A 12,094-nucleotide genomic window follows, 5' to 3' on the forward strand; every position below is an offset into this window, starting at 1 on the left:
ATTTTTATTTTATCAAATATTTGCAGTCTCTTGCATGTTTCCGCCCAAAATCTGCTGTAAAAGGGTCCCACACGAATACAGCCCTAAATTTCGTGTCCCATTTTTATCGTACAAAGTTACTTGTCCAGAAGGGGAAAAATGCAAAGAACAGGTATCAGGGGAAAACGCCTGATCAATCGTGATCATATCCATAGAAAATTCCACCGGAATGATGGGATAGTCCTGATAAAAGCGTGTCTTTCTAATATAGCTCCAAACTTCTTTTCTTTCTTCTTGACTGCAGCCTTTTTCTGCGGCCAAAAAAGCCATAGCAGCTCCGGAAGAAGAAATTTCTTTTAGCCATGTGCCTGTTTCAATTTCTGAAACTTGATCACTTGAATATAGGTGGTATGCTCCCACTAACATTTTATTTTCCACTAAATATTTGGCTGTCTCGATGGAATTCGGACAATCTCCGCGCACAAAAATCATCACATTATGCATTTGCCCAAATCGTTCCTGTGCTTCCTTCCCCTTTTGAGGTTCTATAAAAATTAAAAAAGCACAATCCGGCTCCGATTCAACTAATTGAGAGATTTCCTCTAACTGTTCATCACAGCTAAAAAAGAAATATGTGTAGGCTCCCCATGTCTTACCTTGCTCAATAATCTCATAGCTTTGCTCAATTGGGAAAGAAGCATCCCCTTCTTTCATGCAGAAGCACATCGACCATGGTACATGAAATCCATATTTCTCTTCTGCCTGGCGCATCTTTTTAGATCCATTGGCACAGCCGTTATAGCCTAAATTCATTCCGAATGTAAGTAGTGTCTCGTGATCTACATAATATACTAAATTTTTCACCAAAAGATAATAAGCACTGTCTTCGTTTTCTAACATAGACTGTACAATTTGAAAAAAGTTTTTCTGAAATTCGCCTTTCGAAAATCCATGCGCGATTTCTACCAAGTTACGAATGGTACGTTCCGGATCTTTCTCTAAATCATTCAGCGCTTTTCTAACTGTAGTCTCAACGATCATGCGCAGTACTCCCTTAGACTGCTTCATCGGGACCCCGCCTCCCCTTATATCTGCCCGTTCTCATCAATTCAAAAATGACTATTTCTATCATACGTTTTTATTTAGTATGAAGGAAGAGACAATTTTTTTATTTTGTCCAAAAAATATCTTTAAAATGAAAATTACTGTTCACCTTTTGGACTATCAGATAACTCCTCCTCTGATTTTTGCTTTTCTCTTCTTTTTCTGTGAGAATTCAAAAGCTCTGGAAGTGTTTTATCTTCTTTTTTGGGAATATAAAATCCCTCTCCGTTAATTTGTCCCACATCTCCGATAATCATAAACGCATTTTTGTCCAATTCCCGAACGATATCTGTCACCTTATAAACTTCTGTCCGGCTTACCGCGCATAAAAGAGTCATTTGCTCTTGTTCACTGTACGCTCCGCGAGAATGAATTTCGGTAACTCCCCTGTCTAATTCATGTAAAACTCTTTTGGCGATCTCGTCACTTCCTTTGGACATAATAAAAATCAGTTTGCCCGCACGCCCGTCACTGCCATAAAGCAATGCATCAATTACACGGGTCGAAACAAAGACGGTGATCGCTGCATAGAGCGCACTCTCAAGGCTCTGATAAACAATTGCAGAAACCAAAATAACCACGCCGTCTATCGCCATCATCAAATTTCCGATGCTCAAATGGCGAAAATGGCGGGCTAAAAGCTTTGCAATCATATCCGTACCACCGGTTGTACCGCCTCGTCCTAAAACAAGAGAAAGTGAAATCCCCTCCAATACCCCTCCATAAATCGCTGCGAGAAGCGGATTTCCATAATAAGGCGGTATGACAAATCCAATTAAGTCAATTGCAATAGACGAACACAAGGTTGCAAAAATTGTCCTGGAAACCAGCTTATATCCAATTTCAAAAATGCCCCAGATAAAAACGGGCAAATTAAGCAACATGGTCATCGCACCTATCGGCGTGCCAAATATATAATTCAGCATCGTAGAAACACCAGTCAGTCCGCCGGGAGCGATCTCATTTGGCGCTGTAAAGACACGCACGCTGATTGAATAAATAACGCCACTCAATATAAAAAAGATCATGTTTTTTGAAGTATTCAGCAATTTTTCAGTATGTTCCGAACGGCTCACCCTAATCTCCTCCTTTGAAAAAGTCTCTTTACAAGGATTTCCCTACTCTCCTAAAAAATCCTATGGCTTTTTATTTTTATGGTTCAGAGCTGTTTGAAAAAAAGATTCATAGTGCCTAGAAAAAGCACTGCCTTCTTCCCAAAGGAATGTAAAATCATGTGCAATAGAAAAATCTTTAATGGGAATCTTTTTTAGGGTTCCTCTCTGCAGTTCTTCTTCAACTGCCCGCTCGAATAAAAAGGTAATCCCACAACCTCGTTCCGTTAGATGTTTTAAAGCATCCAAATTATTAATTTCCATTTGAGAATGGAAATCCGATATCTGAAGATTTCGGCGCTGCAAACATCTATCTAGAAGTCTTCGGCTGCCAGAACTCTGTTCTCTCAATAAAAGACGTTCTTCCAAAAGATCTTCTAAATAGCAAAAAGAGCCACGCAAAGGATAATCAGCTGCACAAACTCCGATAAAAGGTTCTCTGCTATAAACTCTTGTTTCATATTCATTCTGTGGAACAAGTCCCTCTACAAAAGCAAAATTAATTTCCTTCGCGTCAAGTTTTTTTAACAATTCCTGTGTATTTGCTATAATCAACTGAATCTGCATAGATGGGTTGTCCTGCAAAAAATCCGCAATGATATTCGGAAGCAAATAGATACCAATTGTCAAAGTTGCTCCAATTACGATATGCTCTTTGTTCTTTTTCATTCGCTGAAGAGTCATACGCAGCATAGAATCATGATGTTTCATAGTCAATGCAACAGAACGAACAGCTTGTCCGGCAGGTGTCAAAACCCATTTTTTGTCTTGTAAATCAAACAATTTCATTCCATACTCTTGTTCCAGAGTATGAATGTGATAGGAAACCGCCGGCTGGGTAATATTTAATCTCTGTGCCGCTTTTGTGTAATTCATAAATTCGCAGACTGTTAGAAAAGTCTCTATCCGAATATCCAGCATTTTAGCGCCCCCTATTGTCTATATAAATTATCTTTATAGTCCCATAAATATTTGTTATTTTATTTTTATAGAAAAAAGTGATAAACTAATTCTACTAGTCTATAACATCTCATGATGAGAAAAAAACCGCATAGAAGCCACCTAAGCGACCTTCCATGCGGTTCCAAGTTTGGAGCTACTGATCGGACTCGAACCGATGACCTGCTGATTACGAATCAGCTACTCTACCAACTGAGCCACAGTAGCATGCATAAGACTAAATTAGTATAGCGGAATTTTTGCCCTTCGTCAAGTCCTTCCTTATCAGAAAAAATTCGTCTGGCTAAATTCCTTTTAAAGAAAGGGGAATTATATTGCCCACCAACCACTATCTCGGCCATTTTTCTGTGACTCTCCGCCAGCTTCGCCGTGAAAACGGATTTACGCAGGAACAGATGGCACACGTCTTAGAAATAGACCGAAGCACCTACACTTATTATGAAACCGGAAAAACTTCGCCCAGCATTCATATGCTAAATCAGATTTCGCGAATTTTAAATGTTCCGCTGTCAGCATTTTTGGACTCTGAGTCCATTCCTCCACAGGTAGCAGATTCCGGCAGTCAAAAACCATTTGCAAAAGAAGAAATCAAAAAAATAACAGAACTTTCGTCTGAAGAAAGAGAGCTCATTGCGCTGTATCGGATCTCTTCTACAAAACAACAAAAAGAAATTTTAAAGGTTGCACAATCCTCATCAAAATTCTCTTCAAAAAAGGAAAGTTAACTTCTCATTTTCGTTGCGTATTCCCTTGTCTTTGTGCTAAAATAGGAATGGAACGGGGGGATGAGCCCAATGCCTTATGATGCCTTTACGGCCGGGATAGAACCCGGTGGACTGAGAAGTCAGGAAGAAATTCGAATTCTTTTATGCTATTTGCTAACTTCGGTCAATTCTCCGCTTTCTCAGCAGGAAATATTAGAAAGCCTTCAAGGGGCCGGGCTTGCAAATTATTTTGAACTGAATGACGCTCTGTCCGGTCTGACTGAAAAAGGAATTTTGCTTCGTGATAAAGCCGGAAATTACTCTGCAGGGTCTTCTGCAGTCGGCATTGCACGTCAGCTCGATACTGCTTTACCAACAGCAGTACGGGAAAAAGCAGTGGCTGCTGCTACAGAACTTTTAGCATTTGCCCGCAATGAACGAGAAAATAAAGTAGAAGTTCACAAGCTCGAAAAAGGTTATGAAGTTTGCTGCCATATTTCGGGAGGAACTTCCGACCTGATGAGTTTTACCCTTCTCCTTGCTGATCACCGACAAGCCGAAATGGTGAAGCGCAATTTTCACCGCTCTCCAGAACGAGTCTATCGCATGCTTTTGGCTCTTGTTTCCGGTGATACAGATTTAGCTTCTGACTTATTGAAAAAATAAACATAAAACGGCGCCCAAAGGATTTTACAATTCTTTGAGCGCCGTTTTTTAATCCTCTCTCTATCTTTCTATTTAGAGCGCAGACATCCGCTTGCACATTATACGCTAGATGATCCTATAAAAGTTCTTCACATGGTTTAAATTCCAAAGATCAGCTGCAACAGCAATAAAGTAATAACGCCCGGAAAACTTGCAAAAGCACTTACCCCGATTACAACTGGTGAAAGCGGGAGGGTCACCCCGGTCATCATTCCGGTTAGATTCACGACCGCCAGCGCAAGTATTCCCCAAATTGCATTGATAAACGCACGCAGCAAAGGTTTTTTTGCATTTCCCCATTCCAGCAGAAGCGCTGCCACTAGAATGGAACCAATTAAAGTCATTAAAAAAATCAATGTCCCATACCCCCCTCTCTTTTACATAGATATGCAGGGTATGGGACATACTTTCTTATTTTTTTAAAAAGAAATCAAGCTGGAACAAAATCGATTCTTCCACTGGAAATATCCGCAGCAGCAGCTTTTACACGAATTGGATCTCCGATAGACAGCTTTTCATGTGTTGTTACATCTACTTGAGAAACCATTCCGTCAAATTCAAAATGTTTTCCTTCAAAGCTGATACTGGGGACAAAGCCTTCTACCGTATTAGGTAATTCTACAAAGATTCCCCTCATCGTGCAGCCGCTGATAATTCCATCAAACTCTTCTCCAAGATGCTGCTTCATATATTCTGCAGCATAACAGTCATCTGCATCGCGTTCGCTGGTCATTGCTTTAATTTCCATCCTACTGGACTGTTTAGCAGAAGCTGCCGCAAAATCGCTGTATTTCTTTACGATCATATCATGGTCTTCGCCACTCAGAAAAGCCGTTAAAATGCGATGGATTGATGTATCCGGATAGCGGCGGATCGGTGAAGTAAAGTGGCAGTAATCTGCTAAAGCCAAGCCAAAATGTCCTAATGGAGAGACATCGTATCTCGCTTTTGCCATTGTACGCAGCAGCTGATGGGAAACAATCTTTTCGGCCGGAGTTCCTTCGGCCTGTTCCATAATTGCCGCAAAATCTTTCGTTGTTACATCGCCTGTATGCTTGAGGCTCTTTGCAGAAAGGCCTAAAGCTCCTACTAATTCTGCCAGAGTATCAATGCGGTCAGGGTCCGGCTGCTCATGTACACGATACACAAACGGAAGCTTCTTTGCTTTCGCCAATTTTGCAGCCGCCTGATTCGCAGCAATCATGAGCTGTTCAATCATTCTCTCAGAAGTGCCGCTGTGGCGGGGCATAACATCAATACAAAGGCCATTTTTATCTAATACAAATTCAGATTCACTGGTATCTAAGTCAAAGTTGCCGGCACGCTTTGCACGTTCTCTCAAAATATCCGCAAGTTCCCGACAACATTCAAGGCTTTCTTTGACCGGTGCATACTTTTCTTCTAAAGCTTCATCGGCAGTTCCATCAAAAATGGCATTGACTTCTGTATAAACACCGCGCACCTTGCTGTCGATTACCGATTTATGGAACTCATAATGAACCATTTCTCCTTCGGGATTGATATCCATAACCGCCGAAAAAGTGAGTTTATCGGTTCCCGCATTCAGTGAACAGACTCCATTACTGATTTCTTCCGGCAGCATGGGAACCACCCGATCAGGCAGATAAACGCTGGTTGCACGCAGTGCAGCTTCTTTATCAAGTGCAGAGCCTTCGCGCACATAATGAGAAACGTCTGCAATATGCACTCCTAAACGATATCCTCCCGGAATTTTTATACAGGAAACAGCATCATCCAAATCTTTTGCGCTGGCGCTGTCAATCGTACAAATCGGCCAATCACGAAAATCAGAACGTCCAGAAAGCTCTTCCGGCGTAATTTTCCGATTTTTCATGGCCAATGCTTCCTTTTTCACTTCTTCCGGAAAGGGAATCCGAACAGAATTCTGGTCTAAAATCGAATCCGCACAAATCTTTGCACAGTCTGCGCTACCATATATCTTTGTAACCTTCGCCATAAAACGGGAAGAATGCGGCAGACGGCGGATAATCGTCTGCACTTTATCGCCGATTTTCGCACCACTGTGGAAGAAGTCTTCAATAGGCACGTGAAAACGAATCGCTGCGTCAGGATTCAGTTCTGCAGAGATTTCTCCCTGTACAATGGAACCGTTCACAACAGGTTCTGCCTTCTCCGTAATCTTCATCACTTCGCAGCTAGGTCCTTTTATGGACTGCTTGATATTTCCAAGTTCTACATGATCGCCCAAAAATGCGTCATGCAGATCTTCTGCGCGCAGGAACATATCGTCTCCGCCATCGTCCGGACGCGCAAAAGCAAAGCCTCTCGAAAGAGAAACAATCGTTGCTGGAATATTCTGCTGCTCCTCTTGATGACGAAGCGACAAGATATGGTTCCGATTTACGCTGACCAAATCGTCATGCCGAAGCTGAGTAACTGCCTGATAAAAAATCTTGCTGTATTTTTCTGTGATTCCCATCTGCCGCATCAGATCACGGGAAGCGATTCCGCCGGAAGTATCCTTCAGATACTTTAAGATTTCATTTTTAATATCATCGATCATATTATTCCTCCAAGACAGGATTTTTCCTGTTTGTACGCAGCATCTCATTGCCGGACCCTGCGCTTTTTATCTATTCTACCCCAATTGTATACATAAAAAGCCCCGCTTTCCATAAGCGGGGCTTTTATTTTTTCTTAACCCTTATAGAAATACATAGTTGCATTAATCGCAATTACCACGATAAAAAATCCAACCGCGATAATTTTTGTCCAGCGTGCGAGGAACACATCTACCGTTCGAGCGCGATTTCTACTAAGGAATGTATCTGCTCCGCCATTGATAACTCCTGTATTCTGATCATGTCCTTCCTGCAGAAGAACCACAAAAATAATTGCAACAGAAAATACCAATAAAACGATCCCGAAAGCGATCTCAAATCCAGTCATAATGATCCTCCGACTTCATATCTTCATTTTAAAATAAAGCAATTTTAATACTGAATGACTCAGTTATAGTTTATAATACCATAATGTTTTTTACTTTGCAAGTCTTTCTATCATTTTACCGATTTTCTTAAAAGTAAATGATTTTTGTATAGACTGTGCTCCTGAGACAAATACTACGGATACGACCCAATTGTTTTTTCGCGTTTGCACGATAGGGCCGGAGCCGCAGAACTGTGATCCTCCACTTTTCTGCGGCTCATTTTATTTTTAAAAGGTCAGTTGTTCCCCTGAAAGTTCTTCTTTTGAAGACAGACTACCGATTGCCGGAATTGTTTTTCGATAGCGCTGCGGATTTTTTAGGACTCCAGAAGACTCTACAAAGACTTCCGCTTTCTGCAGTTTAGCACTGCGGCGCAGCGTTATCACCTGCACCCCCTGCGTTGACCGGGTCGTCTTTACCGGGACTGCACCAGTATGCACCAAAAGCATCCTTCCCTGCGTAGAAGTCAGGAGAATTTCAATATCTTCCGGCAAACAGAACATTTTAACGAGCGGAGATTTATCACTATAGGCATTAACCAGTTTTTTGCGGTTCGTTTTCGTCTCATAAGAAGAAAGCTCTACTTTTGCAGCTTTTCCATTTCCAAAGAAAAATACCAAAGTTCCCTGATAATCTTTTGTAGCGACCATAAAAATGGCATTTTCCCCTTCATCCATTTGCAGCTTAGCAGGAATATAGTCGCCCAAAACGCTGGCTTTTGTATCAGAAAAGTCGTTGGTCCTCGCTTTATACACCTGACACCGATCCGTAAAGAACAAAAGATCGCTATTATTGGTTGATTCTATATGTTCGAGAACGGCATCTCCCTCTTTTAACTTTTGGTCGTTACTCATTCGCAAGGACTGTGGAGTGATCTTTTTAAAGTACCCATCCTTTGTAAAAAACAGATTGACTGGATAATCCGGAATTTCTTCCTCTTCCGACTCCTCTTCAATCTGATCGGCATAAAGCAGAATACTGCGCCGAGGCTGGCCGTATAAATCGGCAACATTTTTTAGTTCCTTAATAATGACCGCTTTAATTCTATGATCACTGTCAAGGATTGCATTCAATTCAGCAATTTGTTTTTGAAGTTCGCCGATTTCGTCCGTTCTCTTAAGAATAAATTCCCTATTGAGATGACGAAGTTTAATTTCTGCTACATATTCGGCCTGCGTCTCATCAATGCCGAATCCAATCATCAAATTAGGGACAACTTCGCTCTCTTCTTCTGTCTCGCGAACAATCTTAATTGCTTTGTCAATATCAAGCAAAATCGCTTGCAAGCCCATCAGCAAATGAAGCTTATCCATTTTTTTCTGCAGGTCGTACTCCGTGCGGCGGCGTACGCAATTGATACGGAACTTTGTCCATGCGTCTAAGATCTCGCCGACCCCCATCACTTTTGGGGCACCATCTACCAGAATATTAAAATTGCAGGAGAAACTGTCCTCCAAAGGCGTCATGTGAAAGAGCTTTGTCATCAGCTTTGTCGGATCAGTCCCTCTTTTGAGATCAATTGTAATTTTTAATCCGGCAAGACCTGTTTCATCTCGGATATCCGAAATCTCTTTTGCTTTTCCCTGTTTCACAAGGTCAATTACCTTTTCAACAATCGCCTCAACAGTCGTTGTTGGCGGAATCTGTGTAATATCAATGCAGTTGGCGGTTTTATCATAACTATAGCGGGAGCGAACCCGGATACTTCCGCGCCCCGTACGATAAACTTCTTTCATCTGTTCTCGATCATAAAGGATCTGTCCGCCGCCTGTAAAATCCGGTGCCTGCAAAGTTGACAAAATATCATGATTCGGATTCTGAATTCGTGCGATTGTCGTTTCGCAGACTTCCTTTAAATTAAAGGAACAAACATTACTTGCCATACCAACAGCAATTCCGGTATTTGCATTAACCAAAACAGATGGAAATCTTGCCGGCAGTAAAGTCGGTTCTTCCATCGTATTATCATAGTTTGGTACAAAATCGACCGTATCTTTATCAATATCACTGAAAAGTTCCGCACAGATCGGTGCAAGCTTTGCCTCAGTATATCGGGAAGCCGCCCATGCCATATCTCTGGAATAAAATTTTCCGAAGTTTCCCTTTGACTCCACATACGGGTGAAGCAAAGCTTCATAGCCGCGGGATAAACGCACCATGGTATCATAAATTGCTGCATCGCCATGCGGATTGAGCTTCATCGTTTCTCCAACGATGTTGGCACTCTTCGTTAGGGAGCCTGTTAAAAGCCCCTTTTTATACATGGTATAAAGCAGTTTCCGGTGGCTGGGCTTAAACCCATCGATTTCTGGAATTGCACGAGACATAATTACACTGATCGCATATGGCATATAATTTTTTTCCAGCGTATCTACAATCGGTTGTTCCTGCACCTGTCCGGCGCCTTCAATAACACCATGCATCGCTGATTTTACCGCCGCAGCTGCTCTCCTTTTTTTTGGCATTCTCTATATCCTCCTTTCTAAAAAAATTTCCGATTAAGAAACATCTGCGTCCTGCATATATTCTGCCCCATGAGTCGCAATATGTTTTTTTCTTCCCGAAAGGTTATCTCCTAAAAGCAAATTAAAGACTTCGTCCGTCTTTTTAGCATCAGTAGGCATAACTTTAATCAGCCTTCTGGTCTTGGGGTTCATTGTCGTCAGGTTCATCATATCCGGCTCATTTTCTCCCAATCCTTTACTGCGCTGCAATGTAAATTTTTGCCCGGCAAGTCTCTTTGCAATGCGGTCCTTTTCGGGATCATCATAAGCAAAATACGTCTCGTCCTTACAGCGAATCTCATAAAGGGGGGATTCTGCAATAAAAACTTTTCCAGCAGTAATAAGCTGTGGAGTCAGACGATAGAGCATCGTCAAAATCAAGGTGCGAATTTGGAATCCATCCACATCTGCATCGGTACAGAGAATAATCTTATTCCAACGTAGGTTGTCCATTTCAAAAGAAGAAATTTCTTTGTTTGCTTTGGATTTTACCTGTACTCCACAGCCAAGCACTTTAATCAAATCCGTAATAATATCACTTTTGAAAATTTTATCATAGTCCGCCTTAAGGCAGTTCAAAATTTTGCCGCGAATCGGCATGATCGCCTGAAAATCCGGATCGCGCGCTTGTTTGCAGGCACCCAAAGCGGAATCACCTTCCACAATAAAAATCTCACGCTCTGAAACATCTTTGCTGCGGCAATCAACGAATTTTGCAACCCGATTGGTTAAATCCATCGTGGAAGTCAGCCGCTTTTTAAGATTTAAACGTGTCTTTTCTGCGTCTTCTCTGCTGCGCTTATTGATCAGAACCTGATTGGAAATTTTTTCTGCATCCAGTGGATTTTCAATAAAATAGATTTCCAGCTGATGACGCAGCATTTCCGTCATAGCCTCTTGGATTCCCTTGTTGGTAATTGCCTTTTTCGTCTGATTTTCGTAAGACGTCCGATTGGAAAAAGAAGAAATACAAAGGATCAAACAGTCCTCTACATCTTGAAATGCGATGCGGCTCTCATTCTTATTGTATTTGTTATTTTGTTTTAAATAAGCATCAATCTGATAAACAAAAGCATTATGCGCCGCTTTGTCGGGTGCGCCGCCATGTTCCAGCCAACTGGAATTGTGGTAATATTCCAGCAATTTGTTTCGGTTGGAAAAAGTAACCGCTACATTAATTTTTACTTTGTATTCCGGTTTATCGGCACGATCCCGAACTTTTTTCTCTGTTTGCCAGAACTGCACCGCAGTAAGGGCATCGTCGCCGGCAACTTCCTTTACATGGTCGGCAATTCCGTTTTCATACTGAAATTCCTCGGTTTCAAAGCCGTTTTCCGACTGATTCTTTAAAATAAACCGGATTCCGTCATTGACGATTGCCTGACGTTTTAAAATATCCTGGTAGTATTCTACCGGCACTGCAATATCAGTAAAGACCTGCAGATCAGGCTTCCAATGAATCTTTGTTCCACTTTTTGATTTAGAAGGCTCCTGGTGAAGTCCGCCGACGTTTTCGCCATGTTCAAAATGAAGCGTATATTTGGTTTCACCCGTATGAATTTCCACATCCATATATTCGCTGGAATACTGTGTTGCACAAAGGCCAAGACCGTTTAGCCCCAAAGAATATTCATAGCTCGAATCCGCATCATTATTATATTTTCCGCCCGCATACATTTCGCAGAAAACGAGCTCCCAGTTATAGCGCTGTTCCTTATGGTTAAAATCCACGGGGATTCCACGGCCATGGTCTTCCACCTCAACAGAATCGTCCTCATAACGGGTCACCGTAATCTCACGGCCATATCCCTCACGAGCTTCATCAATTGAATTCGATAAAATTTCAAAAATCGAATGTTCGCACCCTTCGATCCCATCAGAGCCAAAAATGACCGCGGGGCGTAGACGTACGCGGTCGGCTCCCTTGAGCATCGAGATGCTTTCGTTATTATAAGCTGCTTTTCTCGCCATTTTTCCTCCTTTTTCCCTTTTTAAACGGGGAATCCCTGAAATTTTTTCCAACGGGAATTTTTCAAAAAAAGAAGGAGAATGATT

General features: G+C 41.7%; 10 protein-coding genes and 1 tRNA gene. 2 read left to right on the forward strand and 9 right to left on the reverse strand.

The features are described 5' to 3' along the window. Positions 1-12: 12 nt before the first annotated feature. The 4 genes from OP489_RS10370 to OP489_RS10385 form a co-directional block, all read right to left on the reverse strand. On the reverse strand, positions 13-1,047 hold the full coding sequence (locus OP489_RS10370; RefSeq protein WP_266161899.1) for a hypothetical protein: 1,035 nt from the start codon (positions 1,045-1,047) through the stop codon (positions 13-15). A 134-nt stretch (positions 1,048-1,181) separates the two neighbouring features. Continuing rightward, positions 1,182-2,159 carry a YitT family protein gene (locus OP489_RS10375; protein WP_266161900.1) on the reverse strand — a complete coding sequence of 326 codons (978 nt, stop codon included), beginning with the start codon at positions 2,157-2,159 and terminating at the stop codon, positions 1,182-1,184. 60 nt (positions 2,160-2,219) lie between these two features. Then, positions 2,220-3,116 (reverse strand): LysR family transcriptional regulator, encoded by an 897-nt coding sequence (locus OP489_RS10380; protein ID WP_266161901.1) that lies wholly within the window; start codon positions 3,114-3,116, stop codon positions 2,220-2,222. Positions 3,117-3,286: 170 nt separating this feature from the next. Next, a tRNA-Thr gene (locus OP489_RS10385) sits at positions 3,287-3,362 on the reverse strand. A 107-nt stretch (positions 3,363-3,469) separates the two neighbouring features. On the opposite strand from OP489_RS10385, the gene OP489_RS10390 reads away from it, so the two are divergent. Then, positions 3,470-3,880 carry a helix-turn-helix domain-containing protein gene (locus tag OP489_RS10390; RefSeq protein ID WP_266161902.1) on the forward strand — a complete coding sequence of 137 codons (411 nt, stop codon included), beginning with the start codon at positions 3,470-3,472 and terminating at the stop codon, positions 3,878-3,880. Positions 3,881-3,949: 69 nt separating this feature from the next. Then, on the forward strand, positions 3,950-4,525 hold the full coding sequence (locus tag OP489_RS10395; RefSeq protein WP_266161904.1) for a DUF4364 family protein: 576 nt from the start codon (positions 3,950-3,952) through the stop codon (positions 4,523-4,525). Between the two features lie 137 nt (positions 4,526-4,662). Here OP489_RS10395 and OP489_RS10400 read toward each other — a convergent pair whose 3' ends face one another. The 5 genes from OP489_RS10400 to OP489_RS10420 all read right to left on the reverse strand — a co-directional run bounded on the left by OP489_RS10400 (position 4,663) and on the right by OP489_RS10420 (position 12,010). Beyond that, entirely contained in the window at positions 4,663-4,920 is a 258-nt protein-coding gene (locus OP489_RS10400; RefSeq protein WP_180342126.1) for a pro-sigmaK processing inhibitor BofA family protein, read from the reverse strand. A 74-nt stretch (positions 4,921-4,994) separates the two neighbouring features. Further along, complete coding sequence (rnr, locus tag OP489_RS10405) at positions 4,995-7,109, reverse strand: ribonuclease R (protein ID WP_266161905.1); 2,115 nt, start codon at positions 7,107-7,109, stop codon at positions 4,995-4,997. A 134-nt stretch (positions 7,110-7,243) separates the two neighbouring features. After that, positions 7,244-7,495 carry a preprotein translocase subunit SecG gene (secG, locus tag OP489_RS10410; RefSeq protein WP_180342124.1) on the reverse strand — a complete coding sequence of 84 codons (252 nt, stop codon included), beginning with the start codon at positions 7,493-7,495 and terminating at the stop codon, positions 7,244-7,246. Positions 7,496-7,762: 267 nt separating this feature from the next. Then, positions 7,763-10,000, reverse strand: coding sequence for a DNA gyrase/topoisomerase IV subunit A (locus OP489_RS10415; protein ID WP_266161907.1), 2,238 nt, complete (start codon positions 9,998-10,000; stop codon positions 7,763-7,765). 33 nt (positions 10,001-10,033) lie between these two features. Continuing rightward, positions 10,034-12,010, reverse strand: a complete 1,977-nt coding sequence (locus OP489_RS10420) for a DNA gyrase/topoisomerase IV subunit B (protein ID WP_266161908.1) — start codon at positions 12,008-12,010, stop codon at positions 10,034-10,036. Between the last annotated feature and the right edge of the window lie 84 nt (positions 12,011-12,094).

Origin of the sequence: Caproicibacterium sp. BJN0003 (assembly GCF_026314295.1) — a bacterium.
GTDB lineage: Bacteria > Bacillota > Clostridia > Oscillospirales > Acutalibacteraceae > Caproicibacterium.

Excerpts from the sequence above, each read along its gene's own strand:
- OP489_RS10415 (WP_266161907.1), bottom strand. The coding sequence starts at position 10,000 with ATGCCAAAAAAAAGGAGAGCAGCTGCGGCGGTAAAATCAGCGATGCAT.
- OP489_RS10420 (WP_266161908.1), bottom strand. The coding sequence starts at position 12,010 with ATGGCGAGAAAAGCAGCTTATAATAACGAAAGCATCTCGATGCTCAAG.
- rnr (WP_266161905.1), bottom strand. The coding sequence starts at position 7,109 with ATGATCGATGATATTAAAAATGAAATCTTAAAGTATCTGAAGGATACT.
- OP489_RS10395 (WP_266161904.1), top strand. The coding sequence starts at position 3,950 with ATGCCTTATGATGCCTTTACGGCCGGGATAGAACCCGGTGGACTGAGA.
- secG (WP_180342124.1), bottom strand. The coding sequence starts at position 7,495 with ATGACTGGATTTGAGATCGCTTTCGGGATCGTTTTATTGGTATTTTCT.
- OP489_RS10370 (WP_266161899.1), bottom strand. The coding sequence starts at position 1,047 with ATGAAGCAGTCTAAGGGAGTACTGCGCATGATCGTTGAGACTACAGTT.
- OP489_RS10380 (WP_266161901.1), bottom strand. The coding sequence starts at position 3,116 with ATGCTGGATATTCGGATAGAGACTTTTCTAACAGTCTGCGAATTTATG.